This is a genomic window from Hymenobacter edaphi (genome assembly GCF_003258365.1).
GTDB lineage: Bacteria > Bacteroidota > Bacteroidia > Cytophagales > Hymenobacteraceae > Solirubrum > Solirubrum edaphi.
The window spans coordinates 95034-113714 of the sequence record NZ_QHKM01000006.1; the positions used below are offsets into that span (position 1 = coordinate 95034).

Annotated in this window: 15 protein-coding genes and 2 tRNA genes; 14 read left to right on the plus strand and 3 right to left on the minus strand. The window is 65.9% G+C overall.

Features of this window, described 5'->3' with window-relative positions; genetic code table 11:
• Positions 1-112 precede the first annotated feature (112 nt).
• The 8 genes from DLM85_RS17950 (at position 113) to coaE (ending at position 7151) form a co-directional block, all read left to right on the plus strand.
• Complete coding sequence (locus tag DLM85_RS17950; RefSeq protein WP_111479522.1) at positions 113-1204, plus strand: Glu/Leu/Phe/Val dehydrogenase dimerization domain-containing protein; 1092 nt, start codon at positions 113-115, stop codon at positions 1202-1204.
• Positions 1205-1308: 104 nt separating this feature from the next.
• A complete protein-coding gene (gene nusB, locus DLM85_RS17955; RefSeq protein WP_111479523.1) occupies positions 1309-2499 on the plus strand; it encodes a transcription antitermination factor NusB in 1191 nt (396 codons plus the stop codon).
• Between the two features lie 265 nt (positions 2500-2764).
• Entirely contained in the window at positions 2765-3079 is a 315-nt protein-coding gene (locus DLM85_RS17960) for a YtxH domain-containing protein (RefSeq protein ID WP_111479524.1), read from the plus strand.
• 107 nt (positions 3080-3186) lie between these two features.
• Positions 3187-4188, plus strand: a complete 1002-nt coding sequence (locus tag DLM85_RS17965) for an isocitrate/isopropylmalate dehydrogenase family protein (RefSeq protein WP_111479525.1) — start codon at positions 3187-3189, stop codon at positions 4186-4188.
• A gap of 233 nt (positions 4189-4421) precedes the next feature.
• Positions 4422-4943: a DUF1573 domain-containing protein gene (locus tag DLM85_RS17970; protein WP_243636027.1), complete on the plus strand. Its 522-nt coding sequence runs from the start codon at positions 4422-4424 to the stop codon at positions 4941-4943.
• Positions 4944-5033: 90 nt separating this feature from the next.
• Complete coding sequence (gene yajC / locus DLM85_RS17975; RefSeq protein WP_111479526.1) at positions 5034-5354, plus strand: preprotein translocase subunit YajC; 321 nt, start codon at positions 5034-5036, stop codon at positions 5352-5354.
• Between the two features lie 36 nt (positions 5355-5390).
• On the plus strand, positions 5391-6371 hold the full coding sequence (locus DLM85_RS17980; protein ID WP_111479527.1) for a YbbR-like domain-containing protein: 981 nt from the start codon (positions 5391-5393) through the stop codon (positions 6369-6371).
• Positions 6372-6509: 138 nt separating this feature from the next.
• Positions 6510-7151 carry a dephospho-CoA kinase gene (gene coaE, locus DLM85_RS17985; RefSeq protein WP_111479528.1) on the plus strand — a complete coding sequence of 214 codons (642 nt, stop codon included), beginning with the start codon at positions 6510-6512 and terminating at the stop codon, positions 7149-7151.
• Here the strand turns inward: coaE and DLM85_RS17990 are convergent.
• Positions 7105-8739 (minus strand): hypothetical protein, encoded by a 1635-nt coding sequence (locus DLM85_RS17990; RefSeq protein WP_111479529.1) that lies wholly within the window; start codon positions 8737-8739, stop codon positions 7105-7107. The genes coaE and DLM85_RS17990 overlap by 47 nt on opposite strands.
• 78 nt (positions 8740-8817) lie before the next feature.
• Here DLM85_RS17990 and DLM85_RS17995 point away from each other — a divergent pair, with 78 nt between their 5' ends.
• From DLM85_RS17995 to DLM85_RS18015, 5 genes are all read left to right on the plus strand, one after another.
• Positions 8818-10077 (plus strand): hypothetical protein, encoded by a 1260-nt coding sequence (locus DLM85_RS17995; RefSeq protein WP_133257127.1) that lies wholly within the window; start codon positions 8818-8820, stop codon positions 10075-10077.
• 729 nt (positions 10078-10806) lie between these two features.
• Positions 10807-13614, plus strand: coding sequence for an RICIN domain-containing protein (locus tag DLM85_RS18000; protein WP_111479532.1), 2808 nt, complete (start codon positions 10807-10809; stop codon positions 13612-13614).
• A 307-nt stretch (positions 13615-13921) separates the two neighbouring features.
• Positions 13922-15541, plus strand: coding sequence for a tyrosinase family protein (locus DLM85_RS18005; RefSeq protein WP_111479533.1), 1620 nt, complete (start codon positions 13922-13924; stop codon positions 15539-15541).
• 23 nt (positions 15542-15564) lie between these two features.
• Positions 15565-16389 carry a copper chaperone gene (locus DLM85_RS18010; protein WP_111479535.1) on the plus strand — a complete coding sequence of 275 codons (825 nt, stop codon included), beginning with the start codon at positions 15565-15567 and terminating at the stop codon, positions 16387-16389.
• Positions 16390-16400: 11 nt separating this feature from the next.
• A complete protein-coding gene (locus tag DLM85_RS18015) occupies positions 16401-16880 on the plus strand; it encodes a DUF7868 domain-containing protein (protein WP_111479537.1) in 480 nt (159 codons plus the stop codon).
• Positions 16881-17220: 340 nt separating this feature from the next.
• Here DLM85_RS18015 and DLM85_RS18020 read toward each other — a convergent pair.
• Positions 17221-17295 (minus strand) — tRNA-Val (locus tag DLM85_RS18020).
• Between the two features lie 56 nt (positions 17296-17351).
• Positions 17352-17429, minus strand: a tRNA-Val gene (locus DLM85_RS18025).
• Positions 17430-17750: 321 nt separating this feature from the next.
• Between DLM85_RS18025 and DLM85_RS18030 the strand changes: the two genes are divergently transcribed.
• Positions 17751-18644: a TerB family tellurite resistance protein gene (locus DLM85_RS18030; protein WP_111479538.1), complete on the plus strand. Its 894-nt coding sequence runs from the start codon at positions 17751-17753 to the stop codon at positions 18642-18644.
• Positions 18645-18681: the final 37 nt, after the last annotated feature.

Here is an 18681-nt window from a genome sequence, read left to right on the forward strand (position 1 = left end):
TAGTCTGCAAGCCGGCCATGACTCCCTTTTGTGCGGAAAAACGTAGGTAACCGAGTCGATAACCGACCCGCCCCCCAATCATCCCTACCCATTCCCACAAATCATTTTCCCCATGGTTGAGATTCAAGCCCTGCCCGAGACGAGCATTTTCGGTCAGATTGCTGACTATCAGCACGAACAGGTCGTGTTCTGCCACGACCACGAAACCGGTCTGAAGGCCATCATCGGCATCCACAACACCGTGCTCGGGCCCGCCCTCGGCGGCACGCGCATGTGGCACTACGCCTCGGAAGCCGAAGCCCTCAACGACGTGCTGCGCCTCTCGCGCGGCATGACCTACAAGGCCGCCATTTCGGGCCTCAACCTGGGCGGGGGCAAAGCCGTCATCATCGGCGACGCCAAAACCATCAAGACCGAAGCCCTGCTGCGCAAGTTCGGGCGCTTCGTGCAGAACCTCAACGGCAAGTACATCACGGCCGAGGATGTGAACATGACCACCAAGGACATGGAGTACATCCGCATGGAAACCAAGCACGTAGCCGGCCTGCCCGAATCGATGGGCGGCTCGGGCGACCCGTCGCCGGTAACCGCGTACGGCACCTACATGGGCATGAAGGCCGCCGCCAAGAAGGCGTTCGGCTCGGATAGCCTCGCCGGCAAGCGCATTGCCGTGCAGGGCGTGGGCCACGTGGGCACCTACCTGCTGGAGCACCTCACCAAGGAGGGCGCCCACATCGTGCTGACTGACTACTACAAGGAGCGCGCCGAGGAAGCCGGGGCCAAGTTCGGCGCCAAAGTCGTCGGCCTCGACGACATCTACGACCAGGACGTGGACATCTACTCGCCCTGCGCGCTGGGGGCCACTATCAACGACGACACCATCGACCGGCTGAAGTGCTCGGTGGTGGCGGGCTGCGCCAACAACCAGCTCAAGGACGAGAACGTGCACGGCCCGGCCCTGGTCGACCGCGGCATCCTCTACGCCCCGGACTTCCTCATCAACGCCGGCGGCCTGATCAACGTCTACTCCGAAGTGACGGGCAGCAACCGCCAGGGCGCCCTCACCCAGACTGAAAAAATCTACGACTACACCCTCCAGGTTCTGGAGAAAGCCGCCGCCGAGGGCTTGCACCCGCAGCAGGCGGCCATCCGCCAGGCCGAGCAGCGCATCGCCGCTATCGGCCGGGTGAAATCGACTTACTAAAGCGGTGAGATGGTGAGATGGTGAAATGGTGAGTTTGATGTTCAGGAACTCAGAACGACACTCACCATTTCACCATCTCACCATCTCACCATTTCCAAAAAAGAATGCTCAACCGCCGTACGCTTCGCATCAAAGTCATGCAGGCCCTTTACGCCTACGACCAGGCCGTGTCGTCTGACTACCTCTTGGCCCTGGACCGCATTGGCGAAGCTTTTCAGCCTGACCTCAACTCCATGGTTCCCCAGGACCGTCGCCTGCTGCAGGGCCAGCAGAAGATGGCCGAAGTGGGTTTCCGCGAGTGGCACAAGGCCGGCGGTACGCAGGCCCCCGAAGAGCTGGACAACAAGGAAGTAAATGATGCCGTGAAGGACGCCATCAATTACTACCAGAAGCAGGTGCAGAAGGAAACCACCTTCTACCTGGGCCAGATGCTGCAGGCCACCGAGAGCATCCACGACCAGTACCTGCACCTGCTCAACCTGCCCGCCGCCCTGCGGCAGGTGCTGGAAGAGGAGCGGCAGCGCGAAGCCCGCCGCTTCACGCCCAACAAGGACCAGGTGGCCGATACCACCAAGCTGGAGCAGAACCCGGTGGCGCTGAAGATCGAAGCCAACAAGCAGCTGCAGGAGCAAACCATCCGCCGTACCCTGCAGTGGGGCGGCGAAGACGAGATGGAAGCCCTGCGCAGCGCCTGGCGCAACGAGATGCGCACCGACGCGGAGCTGCTGAGCTACCTCGCGGCCCCGGCCGGCGACTACGCGGCCGATCAGGAAATCCTCAAGCACATCTACAAAACCTACGTCTTCAAGGGCGAAGCCATTCCCAACCTGCTGGAGGCCCAGGACCTGAACTGGGAGGAAAACCGCAGCATCGTCAAGAACCTGGTGGTGAAGACGCTGAAGATGCTGGAAGAGGGCACCGACGAAAACCTGGAGCTGCTCAGCCTCTCGGCCAACTGGAAGGAAGACAAGGAGTTTGCCGAAACGCTCTACAAACAAACCCTGGCCGATGACGCCCGCTCCGAGCAGCTTATCGGCGGGGCCGTGCAGAACTGGGACGTGGAGCGCGTGGCCCTGCTCGACAAGATCATCCTGAAGATGGCCCTCTGCGAGATGCAGCTGTTCCGCAGCATTCCGGTGAAGGTGACCATCAACGAGTACATCGAAATCAGCAAGCTCTACAGCACGCCCAAAAGCAAGCAGTTCGTCAACGGCATCCTCGACAAGCTGGCCCAGGACCTGCAGGCCAGCGGCGCCATCCGCAAGTCGGGCCGCGGCTTGCTGGACAACCAGTAAGCCCGGGCGGGCAAGGCCGGCCGGGCGCTTATAAAAGAACGTCATTCCGAGCGAAGCCGAGGAATCTCGCTGGATAGTAATCTTCTAGTTTGGGCTACTATCTGGCATCAGCCCGCGAGATGTCTCGACAAGCTCGACATGACGTTCTGGTGGCTTGGCAGTCTGATAAAGCTCACGCTTAAAACCCCCGGCCCGCGGCTACCGTTGAGCGCGTAGGTTTCTTACCTTGCCCGCGCATTCCATTCCTCCCTTTTCGCTCCGCCCCATGGCCAGCAAAACCACTACCGGCATCGTGTGCTTCACGACCGGCGCCCTCGCCGGGGCCGCCGTTGCCCTCCTGTTCGCCCCCGAAAAAGGCCGCGAAACCCGCAGCTGGCTGAGCTATCAGCTGGAGCGCACCCGCGAAATCCTGGCCGACCTGACGGAAAGCCTCGTGACCAGCCGTACGGAGGAAGGCCCCTCCTCGGCCCGCGCCGAGGGCCAGCGCGTCATCCGCGACGCCAAGGACAAGGCCGAGCAGCTGCTCGGCGACGTGGACCAGCTCATCAACCAGATCAACTCGCGCCGGACGGCGCTGTAAGCTTTCAATGAGTGAATGAGCGAATGAGTGATTGAGTGGAACAGGCAGCCCCAGGCCTCACTCAATCACTCATTCGCTCATTCACTCGTTTATTCATTCTCCTCGTCATGCATACCATCACCCTCATCCCCGGCGACGGCATCGGCCCCGAAATCACCCGCGCCGTGCAGGACATCTTCGCCGCCGCTCAAGTCCCCGTGCAGTGGGAAGAGCAGAACGCCGGTCAGACCACCTTCGACCAGTCGGGCGAGCTGCTGCCCCAGGCCCTGTTCGACTCGCTGGAAAAGAACCGTGTAGCCCTGAAAGGCCCCATCACCACGCCGGTGGGTAAGGGCTTCCGCTCCATCAACGTGAGCCTGCGCCAGAAGTACGACCTGTACCAGAACCTGCGCCCGGCCAAGACCACGGAAGGCATTTCGTCGCGCTACTCGGGCGTCGACATCGTGCTGTTCCGCGAAAACACCGAGGGCCTGTACGCCGGCCTGGAGCTGTGGGACGAGCACCACGGCATCGGCGACTCCATTGCCCGCGTGTCGGTGGCCGGGGCGCGCAAGATCTGCCGCGCCGCCTTCGCCTACGCCGCCAAGCACGGCCGCAAGAAGGTGACGCTGGCCCACAAGGCCAACATCCTGAAGGTGCCCGGCAAGATTATGCTCGACGCCGCCGCTGAGGCCGCCCGCGAGTTTCCGCAGGTGCAGTACGAGGACAAGATCATCGACAACATGTGCATGCAGCTGGTAACCAAGCCGGAGCAGTTCGACGTGATTGTGACGACTAACCTGTTCGGCGACATCCTCTCGGACCTGTGCGCCGGTCTGGTAGGCGGCCTGGGCGTGGTGTCGGGCGCCAACATCGGCGACGACATGGCCATCTTCGAAGCCGTACACGGCTCGGCCCCGGACATTGCCGGCCGCGGCATTGCCAACCCCACGGCCCTGCTGCGCTCGGCCCTGCTGATGCTGGAGCACCTGGGCGAAAAGGAGGCGGCCACCCGCATCGAAGACGCGCTGAACGAGACACTGCGCCACAAGGAGCAGTGCACCGGCGACCTGGGCGGCCAGGCCAGCACCCAGCAGTTTGCCCAGAACGTGATTAACAACCTGAAGTAAGCGGCGGACTTAACGCCTGCTTGTTCCGGCCGTCATGCTGAGCTGGCCGAAGCATCTCTACTGCTGGTGTCGGGTAGTAATTTCTATCCGGCGAAGCGGTGGGGAGGCTTCAGCCAGCTCAGCATGACGTTCTTTTTGACCGGCATGCAAGTACTGCTCATTGCCGTATCTTTGGCCTTGAACGCCCGCGGCGTCGCCCCGACCCGCGGCGCCGTTTTCACTTAGCTCATTCCATGAAACGCACTTTGTTCTCCGCCCTGCTGGCCGCCGGCCTGCTCACGATGGGCGCCTGCAACCAGCAGAAAACCGAAGTCGGCGAGGCCGGCATGAACCAGGCCGCCACCCAGGCGGCCGACGCGGCCAACCCCACCGTGGACAACCCCAATGTGGCGGCCGAAACCGCCGCTCCGAACCCCGACGCGCCGGTGCTGACCTTCAGCGAATCGGAGTTTGACTTCGGCTCGATTCAGCAAGGCGAGGTGGTAAAGCACACTTTCGAATTCACCAACACCGGCAAGACCCCGCTGCTCATCGACAACGCCCAGGCGTCGTGCGGGTGCACCGTGCCGCAGTGGCCCAAAGACCCGGTAGCGCCCGGCGCCAAAGGCAAAATTGACGTGCAGTTCGACTCGCACGGCAAGGCGGGCGTGCAGAACAAGACCGTGACCGTGACGGCCAATACCCAGCCCAGCACCACGGTGGTGACCATCAAAGGCACCGTGCTCGACGGCGCAGCCGGCCCGGTACGCCAGTAATTCCGGTTTGTGAGTTAATGAGTTAGGGAGTTTGTGAGTAACATCACCGACTTTCTAACTCATTGCTTTTTACCCTCCTAAACTCAGCTCATGCTCCTTTCTCTTCTCCTGCAAGTCCCGACGGGCTCGAACAGCCCCCTGCAGTACGCGTTTCCGCTGCTGCTGCTGGGCGTCTTTTACTTCTTCATGATCCGGCCGCAGCAGAAGCGCTCGGCCGAGGCCAAGAAGCTGCGCGAAAACCTGAGCAAAGGCAGCCAGGTGGTGACCATCGGCGGGCTGCACGGCCGGGTGGTGGAGCTGAGCGACGAGAAAGTGACGCTGGAAGTCGACAAGGGCACGCGCCTGACCTTCGACCGCACGGCCATTGCCCGGCAGCTCGGCGGGGGCAAGACGGCCGAACCGGCCGCCTAAGTCCTTATATTAGTGCTTTCTTCCCACTAGAAAGCCATGCCCCTGCAAGCCGCCCGTTCCCTGGCCCACTGGTTTATCCGGCCGCTGTCGGAGCCGGAGCGCAGCTTCTGGCGGGTGGTAACCTCGTGCTTTCTGGCGGCCGTGATTCTGTGGCTGCTCAACGCGCTCAACAAAACCTACACCACCCGCATCAGCTACCCGCTGCAGTGGCACTACGACGAGGCGCGCTTTATCCCGGTGCGGCCGCTGCCCACGCTGGTGGACGTGCAGGTGACGGGCCGCGGCTGGAAGCTGCTGCGCAACACCCTGGGCCTGGACATCCGGCCGGCCGAGGTAATCGTGCGGCGGCCGCTGGGCAGCGGCGCCATTGCCGGCAGCACGCTGCGCCCGGGCCTGATCGGGGCCATGGAAAGCCTGCAGCTCAACGCGGTGCTCACCGACACGGTTTACTTTGAGTTCGACCAGCTGGTGACGCGGCAGCTGCCGCTACGCCTGAGCCCGGCGGCCGATGGCGCGGCCCTGCCCTACGCGGCGCGCTTCGAGCCGGCGACGGTGACGTTTCGCGGGCCGGCCACCACCCTCAACGCCCTGCCTAACTACTACCAGGTGCACCTGCCCAAAGCCCCGGCCGGCCGCTCCGACGGCACCATCATCGTGCCCATCGGCGGGCCGGCGCTGGTGGAAACCGACGTGCAGCAGGTGCAGGTGAAGCTGCAGCCGCGGGCCGTGCGCACCCGCAAGGTGCTGGTGACCCCGACGCTGCACAACGCCCCGGCCGACTCGGCCCTGCGCCTGCAGCCCGCGCAGGTGAGCGTGACTCTGGAGTATTTTCCCGAAGACTCGGCCCGGCTCAACCTGGAGCAGGTGCAGGTGTTTGCCGATTACCGGCAGCTGCGCCGCCAGGATTCCACCGTGCAGCTGCTGTTTCGGCCGCTGCCCTACACCGTGCGCGGAGCCCGCATCGGCGGCGCCCCCACGGCCCGCGTGCTGCCGGCCGCGGCCCGCGCCGCGGACTAAACGCCCTGCGCCGGGCGTGGCCAACGGCTCCGTAGTGCCCGCCGGTCCGAGGTGGTTGTGCCCGTTTGTTGCTGTTGCCGCAACGTATTGTTTTGCGCGACGCGAACGGAAAGTTCGCGCCACAACTGACTTCCAGCTATGTTGAAGATTGGCATTACCGGCGGCATTGGCTCGGGCAAGACGGTGGTCTGCCGCCTCTTCGCCCTGCTCGGCGTGCCGGTGTACGACGCCGATACCCGCGCCAAGTGGGTAATGAACCACGACCCGGTGCTGCGCGCCAGTCTGGAAGCAGCCTTCGGGCCCGATACCTACACCGAGGCCGGGCTGAACCGCACCTTCCTGGCTCAGCTGGCCTTCAACAGCCCCGAGCAACTGGCCCGGCTCAACGCCCTGGTGCACCCGCGCGTGGGCCACGACTTTGCGGCCTGGGCCACGGCGCAGCAGCACGCCGGCCACGCCTACGTGCTCAAGGAAGCCGCGCTGCTCTACGAGTCGGGTTCGTGGCAGCAGCTCGACCGCATCATCACGGTGTACGCGCCGCAGCCCATTCGCGAGCGGCGCGTGCTGCACCGCGACCCGCACCGCACCCCGCAGGACGTGCTCAACATCATCGGCAAGCAACTCAGCGAGGAGGAAAAGCTGCGCCGGGCCGATTTTGTGGTGCGCAACGACGACGCCGAGCCCGTGCTGCCGCAGGTGCTGGCCCTGCACGCGCAGCTGCTGGCCCTGGCCGCTACCGCCGCGCCCGCCGAAACACCGACAGCGCCTTCAGCCCGTTGACGCGCAGCTGGTACACTTCCCGGCCCATCGAGTCGGCGTAGGACTCGGGGTGCCAGCGGTAGTTGCTGATAAAGTATTCGGCCTCCTTTTGCGGCGCCACGCGCACCAGGCGCTGCCGCTCGGCGGGGGCCAGCACCTGCATGTTGTTGTACACCGGCTCGGGGCGGTAGGAGCGCACGGTAATCTGCGCGGCCGGGTCGTGGTCCAGAATCCACTGCAGGCCCTGCCGGTACGTCAGCCCCCAGTAGTCCCGCTCGTAGCCGGCTTCGAGGGTGGCGGGCGACAATAGGCTGAAATACAGCTGCTGATGAGGATGGTCGCGCACGAGGCGCCACAGCGGCTCCAGGGCCCCGGCGGCCAGCAGCGCGGCTACGCCGATGGCCACCGGGCGGCGGCGGGGGCGCTGCCACTGCCGCCGCCCGCGCAACAGCGCCTGCAGCCCGTGCAACCCCACCAGCACGAAGGCCGGGTAGACGAAATACAAGTGGCGCCAGCCGTCGTAGAGCACCGAGTTGAATACGACCACGGCCACCAACGGCCCGAGCAGCCAAGCGCCGGTCAGCACGTCGAGGGTGCCGGCGTAGGTGCGCAGCACCCGCAGCGGGCGGCGGCCGTAGCACAGCAGCCACGCGGCCGCGCCCAGCCCGAAGGCCGCGGTATAGGCCAGCGGGGTGGTGATGAGCAGCCACCACGGCACGTAATGCCAGGGCAAATCGAGCGCCGACACCCAGCTGCCGCCGTAAAGCACGGTGGAAGCACCCCGCGAAAATTGCCGGAAGCTGCTGAACGCCTGCGTGAAGTGCGCCCAGGGCTGCTCCCACAGGTACGGCCAGCACAGCACCGTGGTGGCCGCGCTCAGCAGCAGCCACAGCCCGGCGGCCGGCAGCAGGTGGCGGCCGCCCGTGCCGCGGCGGCGCCCCAGCCACAGCGTCAGGCCCAGCAGGGTCAGCGGCACGAGCAGCACGCCGTTGACGCGCAGGGCAATGGCCGCGCCCGTAGCCACGCCGTGCCAGAAGCCGCGCCCGGCCGTGGGGCGGCGCAGCAGGCGGGCCAGCGTGAACATGCCCACGGTGAAAAAGGCGAGGAACAGGCCGTCCTTGGCGTTGTAAAACGCATCGGCGAAGAGGCGGGGCGTGCAGTACAGCACCGCCGTGCCCAGCAGGGCCAGCCGCCAGTTGCGGAAGCGCAGGCGGGCCAGCCCGTAGAAGGCGAGCAGGCCGCCGGTGTAGAGCAGGTAAATGAGCAGGTGGCGCGTCCAGTACACCTGCTGGGGCTCCTCCAGGCGCAGCAGCTTCTGCAGCAGGATGGAGGGCAGCTCGAACACCACGCCGTGGTCCTGGTCGGGGTAGGTGGCCAGCTCCGGAATCAGCGCGTAGTTGTCCTGACCGCGGGCCACGGCGGGGGCCAGCTTGTCGGCCACGTACTTGGCATTGACCATGCCGTTGAGTCGGTCCACCGGCTCGTCCCACGACACGCCGTAGTCGCGGTGCAGCAACAGGCCCAGCAGCAGCACCGCCCCAAAAAACGCCGGTACCAGCCAGCGGCCGGAGCGGAAAGCGGAAAGCAGCGGGGCGGAGGGGGCGGGCATCGGGAGGGGAAACAGCGGAAGGCGCAAAGGTAGCGGCGGCCGCGTACGCTTTGGCGCCCAGCCGATACCTTCGCGCCTATGCTACGTCGTCGGCCCCTGCTGTTCTGGATGCTGGCCCTGGGGCTGGTGCTGCTACGCCTGGCGCTGCTCGGGCGCCACAACCCCGGCCTGGAGTGGAACTGGGACGAAGTGCGCAACGCCCGCATTGCCGAGCACTGGCTGCAGGGCCGCGGCTACGTCAGCTACGACGCCGTGCGCCAGCAATTCCGGCCCGATGCCTTCCACGCCAGCTTCCCGGTGTGGGTGTACGCCGCCTGGTTTAAGCTCGGCCTGCCCCGGCACTACTTCACGGCGGCCGTGTACCTGCTCACGGCCGTGGGCGGCGTGGTCACGCTGCGCTACGCCGAGCGGCTACTGCGCTGGTACCGCCTGCCGCCGCCCGCCGCGTGGCTGGGCGGGCTGTTGCTGGCGCTGTACCCCTCGGTGCTCTGGTACATCGGGGCGTGGTTCTGGTACGAAAACCTGTGCCTGCCCGCGCTGGTGTGGGCCACCTACCAGCTGCTGCGCCTGCTCGACGGGCGGCCGCTGCCCCTGGCCAAGGCAGGGCTGCTGGCCGCGGTAGTCGCCGGGTCTTGCCTGCTGCGCGGCTACCTGCTGGCCGTGTACGGCGGCCTGTTTGTCCTGCTGCTCTGGCAGGCCTGCCGCCAGCCCGCGGCGCGGCGCCGGGTGGCGTGGCGCCCGGCCCTGCTCACGCTGGCCCTGACCTTGCTGCTGCACCTGCCCATCTTCGTCAAAAACCACCGCCTGTTCGGGGCTTACATTTTGAGCACCCAGCCCGGCTTCGAGCTGCTGCAGGGCCACAATCCCGTTACGCAGGGCCGCTTTATGTTCGATTGGGACGAGCCCGCCCGGCCGTTTGCCCAATGGGTGGGCCGGCAGATTCCCCAACTCTCCGGGCTGAATCAGTACCAGGAAAGCCAGGCCCGCGCCCGCCTGGCCCGGCAGTGGATCAGCGGGCACCCCGCCGCCGAGCTGCGCCTGCTGGCGCGTAAGCTGCTGGTGTTCTTCAGCCCCGAAAACTTCGTGGCCGACAACTTCCGCACCCGCTACCACCCGCTGACGGCCGCCGTGCACCTGGCCTTTCTGCTGAGCGTGCTGGCCACGGCCCTGCGCTGGCGCGGGCTGCGCTTCCACCGGCCCGATGCCCTGCTGCTGCTGCCGGTAGCGGTGGTCTTGCTGCTAAGCCTGGTGTTTTTTGTGGGCTACCGCTGGCGCCTGTTCGCCGAGCCGGCCTTCGTCCTGTTTCCGCTGATTACCTGGCAGCGGCTGCGCCGGTAGCCGGCCGCTGGTGCGCTGCCGGGCGCCCCGGCCCGGAATCTGGCGCAAACCGACGTTGTTCATAAATAAATCATATTGGATTCGGCCAACGTCTATTGACTGGGCAAGTCTTGTCACCTACCTTGCCCGCATCATCCCGCACGTTTCGGCGGCCCCGGCTTTTACTACACGGCGCCCCGGCTATACACTTACCCGCAGGGTCACACCCCCACGCGGCCGCTTCTACGCTTTCCGCTTTCTTACTGCCTGCCTACGCACCGGCTACGCTGTGCGTACCAGCGCCGAGCCACGCCCGTAGCTCGGCGGCGGGTGCGCGTCTCAGTTATCTGGCGGCGTTTTTAGCTGTTCTGGTCCTGCGCAGGCAGGCGGGAAGGAGGACGCATTCTATCCACCACTAGCCTCATGCTGTGCCCGGCACGGCAGGCCTAGCCGACTCCTCATTCTATGCGTGCCCGCCACTTCTGCCCGCCGCCGGCCAGCCCCTAACAGCTAGCCCCGTTGCTTGTGCCGCGCCCCCGCCCCTGCGGGTTTCGGCCGCCTCCTGACTGCTCCGCGCTGGAGTCGGTTGGGCAGCGCCTTGTGCGGAAAAATACAATTTATGTTCACTGGGTGGCTCCTCGTAGGGAGCCTGCTTGCCAGTGCCTTAGCCCGTGCCTCGCCCGGCCTCTGATTTTGTGCTTTTCACTACCGGGCACCGCCTGTCCGGCCATAATCAACCCTTCTTTTATCATGAAAAAAAGCTACCTGAGTTACGCCTGGCTGTTCGCCGGCCTGCTCGCGCCCGCTGCCCTGCAGGCGCAGGATTCCGGCCCCAAGCCGCACCGCACGTTGGCCCGCAACGGCGAGCCGGCATTGGTCGAGTTTCGCAGCCAGGGGCTGCAGTACCGGACGGATCAGGTGCAGCGCCTGTTCGCCTCGGAGCTGCGCCTGGGGCCACACGACCAGCTGTTGCGCCAGGAAGCGCCGGCCACCGATGCCATCGGGGTGGCGCACGAGAAGTTTCAGCAGTTCTTTAAAGGAGTAAGGGTCGAGGGCAACAACTACACGGTTCACAGCCGGGAAGGCGTGGTGGAATCATTGAGCGGCCACTTCGAGCGCATTCCCGAGGGCCTCTCGGCCACGCCGGCCCTGCCGGCCGACAAGGCGCTGGCGGCCGCGCTCAGGCACGTGGGCGCCACCCGCTACATGTGGCAGGACCCCCGGGCGGAAGCCCAGCTGCGTGAGCAGGAGCACAACGACCGCGCCACCTACGCCCCAACCGGCGAGCTGGTGGTGGTGCACGCCCCCGCCCGGCGCAAACCGGCCGCGGAAGCCCGCACGGTGCTGGCCTGGAAGTTCAACATCTACGCGCAGGAGCCCGTCAGCCGCGCCTACGTGTACGTGGACGCCCATTCGGGGCAGGTGGTGTTGGTCAACGACATCATCAAGCACGCCACCGGCACCTTCGAAACGCGCTACAGCGGCACCCAGACCGGCAATACCGAGCCGGGCGGCTGGGGGTACGAGCTGCGCGACAACTCCCGGGGCGGCGGCATCGAAACGTGGGACTACAACGCCGGCTCGATCTTCACCGACAACGATAACAACTGGACGGCTGCCGAGTACGACAACGCCGACAAGGACAACGCTGCCCTCGATGCCCACTGGGGCGCCCAGGCCGTGTACGATTACTGGAAAAACGTCCACAACCGGAACAGCTACGACGGGCAGGGCGGCACGCTGCGCAGCTACGTGCACTACGGCACTGGCGTCGACAACGCGTACTGGGCCGGCAACGGGACCATGTACTACGGCGACGGCTCGTATTACTTCACGCCGCTTACTTCGCTGGATGTGTGCGCCCACGAAATGGGCCACGGCATCTGCGAAACCACGGCCAACCTCTACTACGGCTACGAGTCGGGGGCGCTGAACGAGGGCTACTCCGACGTGTGGGGCGCCGTTATCGAAAACTACAAAGCCCCGAACAAGCAGAACTGGCTGATCGGGGAGGAAATTACGATTGGCGGCGGGGCGCTGCGCTCGATGAGCGACCCCCACGCCTACGGGCAGCCGGCCTACTACCAGGGCCAGTACTGGGACCCGTTCGAGGAGGTTCACACCAACAGCGGCGTGTTCAACCACTGGTTTTACATCCTGAGCACGGGCAAGGCGGGCGTGAACGAGGGCGGCAATGCGTACCGCGTCAACGGCATTGGCATGGCGGAGGCCGCCAAAATTGCCTTCCGGGCCGAAAGCCAGTACCTGAGCATGTGGAGCGAGTACTGGGACGCGCGCACCTACACCATTCAGGCCGCCATCGACCTGTACGGCTACGGCTCGGCCGAGGAAATAGCGGTGACCAACGCCTGGTTTGCCGTCGGTATTGGGGCCGCGCACCCCGGCCTGCCCTTCGCGCCCTTCAGTACCCACCAGATTCTGGCCAAGCACAGCGGCAAGGCCCTCGATATCAACAAGGCCAGCCAGAGCCCCGGCGCCGCCGCTATTCAGTGGCCCTTCGACCCCTACACGCTCAACCAGTTCTGGTACATTCAGCCGGTAAGCAGCAACGCCTATAAGCTGACCGCCGCCCACAGCGGGCAGGCGCTGGAAATCGGCGGCAGCAACACCAACGCCGGGGCCCTGGCCAACCAGTGGCCTTACGTGGGCGGCGCCAACCAGCAGTTCCGAATCGAAAACGTGGGCGGCAATGATTTCCGCATCGTGGCCCAGCACAGCGGGCAGGCCCTGGAAGTGGGCGGCGCCAGCCAGGACGACCGGGCCACGGTGAACCAGTGGCCCTACCAGGGCACCGACCACCAGAAATGGAACCTCGCGCAGGTCGGCGTCTACAAGATTGTCAACAAGCACAGCGGCCAGGCGCTGGACATCCGCCAGGCCAGCCAGACGGGCGGGGCCGGCGCCATCCAGTGGCCCTTCGATCCGAACACGTCCAACCAGTACTGGGAAATCCAGAGCGTGGGCAACGGGCGCTACAAGCTGATTGTGCAGCACAGCGGGCAGGCCCTGGAAATTGGCGCGGCCAACACCAACCCCGGCGCCCTGGCCAACCAGTGGCCCTACTGGGGCGGCACCAACCAGCAGTTTGAAATCGAAAGCGTGGGCGGCGGCGCGTTCCGCATCATCGCCGTGCACAGCGGGCAAGTGCTGGAAGTGGGCGGCGCCAGCACCGCCGACGGCGCTACCATAAACCAGTGGCCCTACCAGGGCACCGACCACCAGAAATGGTACATCCAGAGCATCTACCGCGACTACATCCCGCGGCCGGCGGGGAGCACGGCCGACGTGACGCAGGCCCCGCTTACCAACACGCTGGCGCTGTATCCGAACCCGGCCAGCAACCAGCTGACGCTGGCCGTCGCCGGCACCGGCCAGCTGAGCACCGCCACCATCACCGACGCCCGCGGCGCCGTGTTGCTGACCGGCCGCCCCGATGCCAGCGGCAAGCTGGACATCAGCAAGCTTAAGCGCGGCCTCTACTTCGTTACCGTCAGCGACGGCACGCGCACCTACCGGCAGAAGTTTGCCAAGGACTAACGCCCCGCTACCGGCTTGATCGGCAAGGCCCCGGCGCAGCGTGCGTCGGGGCCTTTGTGCCGGCTCAGCAGGGCCGAGGGCCGCCAAACATGCCTACGGTCGGGTACTCGCGGCCGGGGGCGTGCCTTGGCCGGCAGGGCTCCAGGTAAAACTACCTGCCCTGGGCAATCAGGTGTTTCTACGCTAAGGAACGCCGCCCCGGTTTTGAACATTTGTCGCCGCCTCTTTCGGCCGGTCCCGCGCTACTGACCGGCCGGCGCCAGCCCCGCCACGGTCCCGTTTTTCTTCACCACTAGCAGCCATACCCATGCCCCAATACACCCGTAACAACGCCTGGAACAACGGCGGTACGTTCGACAATCCCGATGTGCTGTGGTACGCGAAGGGCGTCGGCCAGATGATGCGCCGCGCCCTCAATGACCCGACCAGCTGGTGGTTTTACGCCGCCATCCACGGCGAGTACGTGAATCCCGCCACGGCGTGGTACCCCAGCCCGGCTGCCTTCCCGGCCTGGGGCTACATCACCTCCCCGCCCAGCGTACCGACCTCGCCGCTGCCTTCGCCGGCCATGCAGGAGTTGTACTGGAACCAGTGCCAGCACGGCAGCTGGTATTTTCTGCCCTGGCACCGGGGCTACCTGATGGCGCTGGAAACGCAGCTGCGGCAGGACATCGTGGCTCAGGGCGGCCCCGAAACCTGGGCGCTGCCCTACTGGAACTACTTCGGGGGAGAAGCCGGCAGCCAGTTTCAGATGCCGCCCGCTTTTGCCGCGCAGACGCTGCCCGACGGAAGCCCGAACCCGCTGTACCTGGCCATGCGCTACGGCCCCGATGGCGACGCTAACATCTACGTGCCCACGGCCGCCGGCGAAGCCGCCCACCCCAACGACCCCAAACTGCCCCCGGTAGCCAACGAAGTCACCGAGCAGCCGGCGCTGAGCGAAACCCAGTTTTCGAAGGCCGACCCGCTGTACGGCTTTGGAGGGCCGGACACGGGCTTCTCCCACGACGGCGGGCACTTCGGGCGCCTGGAAAGCAATCCGCACAATAAGGTGCACGTGTACGTCGGCGGCACGCCGAGCAACACGGCCCTCTATGGCCTGATGGCCGACCCCGGCACGGCCGCGCTCGACCCGATTTTCTACCTGCACCACTGCAACATCGACCGCCTGTGGGCCGTCTGGAACGCCAGCGGCAACGCCAACCCAACCGCCCCGAGCTGGTTGGACGGCCCGGCCCAACAGTTTGCCATGCCCGACCCCAACGGCCAGCCGTGGTACTACACGCCGGGCCAGATGTCGGACCTCGGCGCCCTTGATTACCACTATCAGGAGCTGCTGAGCCAGCCGGCCGTCGAGCCGGCGCTGGCCACGCGGCTGGTGCTGCTGGGGGCTGCAGCCGCCGCCGCCAAAGTAGCCAGCGAGCCGGCTGCCCCGGTTGCCCCGCGGCAGCCCGAGCTGCTCGGCGCCAACCGGGGGGCGCTGCGTATCCAGACCGGGGGCACGCAGACGCTGGTGAAAATGGACCCGAGCGTGCGCCACAAAACGGAGGTAAGCCTGGCCCGCGCAGCCGAAACCGCCCAGCCCGACAGCGCCTTCCTCAAGCTGGAAAATGTGCGGGGCACCTTCGACGCCACGGTGCTGCAAGTGTACGTGCAGGCGGCCACCGGGGCCGCGGGCGGCGACAAAGCCCTGCTGGCTGACACGGTTGCGCTGTTTGGCCTGCGCCGGGCCAGTGCCGCCGACGGGCAGCACGGCGGGGAGGGGCTGACCCTGGTGCTGGACATCACCCACATCCTGGATCAGCTGCACCTGGCCGGGGGCCTGACGGCTGATGCCCTGCAGGTCGACATCGTGCCTAACCGCCCGCTGCCTGATGGCGGCGTTGTCGAGGTCGGCCGCGTGAGCGTGTACCGCCAGGCATTCTAAAAACCCAATTTGCTGCCGGGCCCATGATTTACAACCCTCGGGAGTACGCGCGGCTCCGCAACAGCGTGCTGGTCGTGAGCCTGCTGGCGTGGCTGGTGCTGCTGCGGCCGGCCGCCGCACCCGTCGCCTACGGGGCCGCCGCGCCGCCCGTGATGTCGTACTGCTCGGCCAGCCCGGCGGCCCTGGCCCTGACGGCACCGGCTGCGAGCAGCCCGGCGTCTTGGACCACTCAGCTCACCGTGGCCCAGTCCCTGTTTGGGGGCTGGGCCCTGATGCTTGTGGCCATGATGGCGCCCCTGCTGATTCAGCCCATCTACCACATCCGAGCCACCAGCTTTGCCCGGCGGCGGGCCCGTTCCACCACGTTGTTTGTCGCCGGCTATGGTGGCGGCTGGCTGGTGGGCGGCGCCTTTCTGCTCGCGCTAGAGCTGGCCGCCGGCCTGTGGGCGCCCGAGTCGTACCTGCCGGCCGGGCTGGTAGCGCTGGTTGCGTTGATCTGGCAGGCCTCGCCGGCCAAGCAGCGGTACCTGAACCGGTGCCACCGCCACCGGCCCCTGGCCGCGTTTGGCGCAGAGGCCGACCGCGACGCACTGATGATGGGCGTGGAGCACAGCCGCTGGTGCGTCGGCTCCTGTTGGGCCGCCATGCTCTTGCCGATGCTGCTGCCCCACGGCCATTTCGCCGCGATGCTGGGAATAAGCGTACTAATGGTGTGTGAGCGGCTCGACCCACCCCGCACCCCGGCCTGGCGGTGGCGTGGCTTCGGTACGGCCTTGCGGTACGTGAGCCTGCGCCTGCGAGGGCCGAAGCGCAGCCCGGCTCCCGCCGCGCTGGGAGTAGGGGCTTAATTAGCAGTACCATGGATCTGCCTCAGAACGCCGAACAGCTAGGTGTCAGCGCCGAACAACTTCCCGTCGTCGGGGCAGGCCTGCGTACCAGCGTGCGGCTCACGCCGGCGGGCCGCCGCTACCTGGCCGCCGCTGCCGGTCACGCGGCGCCGGCCCAGCTATACCTGACCCTGGAAAACGTTCACGGCACGCGGGATGCGACCGTGTTGAACGTGTACCTGGTTTTCTCCGAGGCGGGTGAGGCCGGCGGGGAACGTCAATTACCGGCGGGCAGTGCCGCGCTGTATGGCTTGCGCCGGGCCAGCAACCCGCAGGGAAGCAACCGCGCCGGCCTTACGCTGACCTTCGACATCACGCCCCTGCTGGCGGAGCTCCGGGCTTCGCCGGGGCTGCAGAACGACGGTATCCGCGTCAGCATCATCCCGGATCGGCCATTGCCCGCCACCTCCGATATTGTCATCGGGCGCGTCAGCATCTTCCGGATGCTTTAAGCCCAGCTGGGAGAAAGAGGCCTGGCTCCGCCACGCGCAGCCGGAAAGCCCGGGGCCGGCTTCTGAGCGAGCTTGTCGGGCCGGGAAAGGGGAATCCCGCCGTTTTCGGGGGGGATTAATCCGCTTGTTTTCTGCGGCCCGGGACCTGAGGAATTTACCTTACGATATAAGGGTCAAGTGGTGCCTTCTTCAGCCGGTCCAATTGACTGGCCCGGGTCAGGGCTTCCGGTATTCAAGCGCCTGATGTTCGACGCGGGCAGAATTCCTTGCGGAAGGGGTTTGCGGGCGGCGCCGTGGAAAAGCAAAAAGCCCGTTTCCGAGGCGGGAACGGGCTTTGATGTGGGAAGTAAAGGATTCGAACCTTCGACCTCTTGCGTGTGAAGCAAGCGCTCTAAACCAACTGAGCTAACCTCCCGGAATGTGTTAATAGAAAAACCACTTAGTTCTTCGCACTAAGTGGCTGTATTTCAGTGGTGGGGGATGACGGGTTCGAACCGCCGACCCTCTGCTTGTAAGGCAGATGCTCTGAACCAGCTGAGCTAATCCCCCGGCTACATTCGGGGTGGCTGCCCCGTTTGTGGATGCAAATATGGTGGGTGTTTTTGGAAAGCGCAACAGTGCCCGCGCAATTTCAACCGGTTTATAAGCCGGGGCGCAGCAACGTTTTCAGAATCAGGAGTAAAAATTTTGGCGGAGACACCAAAAAGCAATGCTGCTGCGGACCGGGGCAGCTCCGGGTGGCCGCCGGCACCGGACAGGACCCGAAGCCACCCGGCTGGTACGCTTATCAACATTTAGCGGCCGGGCTGCGTTAAGGACACCGTTGCCGCGCCTCTTTCCCTCTCATCCTTTTCCAAACGCCTACCCGACATGCAGCCCGAAGAAGTATTCAGCCAATACTCAGAGCCCGAAAAGACGGCCTACCTCAGCGTCATTGCCAGCCTAGCTACCGCCGACCGCCAAGCCTCGCAGCCGGAAGGCGAATTTTTGAGCCAGATGGCGCAGGTGATGGGCCTCTCGCCCCAGAGCACCCAGCAGGTGCTGCAGGCCGCGCAGGATTCCACCAACGACACCATCAAAACCAACCTCGACCAGCTGCGCGGCAGCAACCTGCGCTACTCGCTGGTGACGGATCTGGTCAGCTTTGCCCGCGCCGACGGCTCCTACGCCAACGACGAAGAAGTGATGGTCAACAAGATTTCCCAGTACCTAGGCGTAAACCAGCAGCAGGTGCAGACCATCGAAAACGTGGTGCAACAGACGCAGCAGGCCCAGGTGCAGCAGCCCGAACAGGCGCCACAAGGCCTGATGGATTCGCTCGGCGACAAGCTGCGCTCGGTGGGCATTCCGCCCCAGGCCGCCCTGGGGGGCCTCATTGCCGTGGCCGCGCCCATGGTACTGTCGCGCGTGATGGGCGGTAACCGGGGCGGGGGCCTCGGCGGCATGATGGGCGGCGGCGGTCTGGGCAGTGTGCTCGGCGGTGGCGGCATGGGGGGCATGGGCGGCGGCCTCGGCGGTCTGCTGGGCGGCGTGCTCGGCAGCGGTGTGCTCGGCAGCATGATGGGCGGCGGTGGCGGCAGCTACGGGCGGCAGCCTGCCGGCTACGGGGTGCCCGGCGGCGGCCTTGGCGGCCTGATGAACGTGCTCGGCGGCCTTGGCGGCAACTCGCAGATGGGGCCGCGCAGCACCGGCGGCGGTGGCCTGGGCGGCCTGATGGGGGGCGGTCTGGGCAGCGTGCTCGGCGGCCTGCTGGGCGGGCGCTAAGCGTTTTATAAGCAGTTGCAGGTCGCGTCGGCGGCAA

Coding starts and splice junctions, on each gene's coding strand:
- DLM85_RS17950 (WP_111479522.1), top strand. CDS start 113: ATGGTTGAGATTCAAGCCCTGCCCGAGACGAGCATTTTCGGTCAGATT.
- nusB (WP_111479523.1), top strand. CDS start 1,309: ATGCTCAACCGCCGTACGCTTCGCATCAAAGTCATGCAGGCCCTTTAC.
- DLM85_RS17960 (WP_111479524.1), top strand. CDS start 2,765: ATGGCCAGCAAAACCACTACCGGCATCGTGTGCTTCACGACCGGCGCC.
- DLM85_RS17965 (WP_111479525.1), top strand. CDS start 3,187: ATGCATACCATCACCCTCATCCCCGGCGACGGCATCGGCCCCGAAATC.
- DLM85_RS17970 (WP_243636027.1), top strand. CDS start 4,422: ATGAAACGCACTTTGTTCTCCGCCCTGCTGGCCGCCGGCCTGCTCACG.
- yajC (WP_111479526.1), top strand. CDS start 5,034: ATGCTCCTTTCTCTTCTCCTGCAAGTCCCGACGGGCTCGAACAGCCCC.
- DLM85_RS17980 (WP_111479527.1), top strand. CDS start 5,391: ATGCCCCTGCAAGCCGCCCGTTCCCTGGCCCACTGGTTTATCCGGCCG.
- coaE (WP_111479528.1), top strand. CDS start 6,510: ATGTTGAAGATTGGCATTACCGGCGGCATTGGCTCGGGCAAGACGGTG.
- DLM85_RS17990 (WP_111479529.1), bottom strand. CDS start 8,739: ATGCCCGCCCCCTCCGCCCCGCTGCTTTCCGCTTTCCGCTCCGGCCGC.
- DLM85_RS17995 (WP_133257127.1), top strand. CDS start 8,818: ATGCTACGTCGTCGGCCCCTGCTGTTCTGGATGCTGGCCCTGGGGCTG.
- DLM85_RS18000 (WP_111479532.1), top strand. CDS start 10,807: ATGAAAAAAAGCTACCTGAGTTACGCCTGGCTGTTCGCCGGCCTGCTC.
- DLM85_RS18005 (WP_111479533.1), top strand. CDS start 13,922: ATGCCCCAATACACCCGTAACAACGCCTGGAACAACGGCGGTACGTTC.
- DLM85_RS18010 (WP_111479535.1), top strand. CDS start 15,565: ATGATTTACAACCCTCGGGAGTACGCGCGGCTCCGCAACAGCGTGCTG.
- DLM85_RS18015 (WP_111479537.1), top strand. CDS start 16,401: ATGGATCTGCCTCAGAACGCCGAACAGCTAGGTGTCAGCGCCGAACAA.
- DLM85_RS18030 (WP_111479538.1), top strand. CDS start 17,751: ATGCAGCCCGAAGAAGTATTCAGCCAATACTCAGAGCCCGAAAAGACG.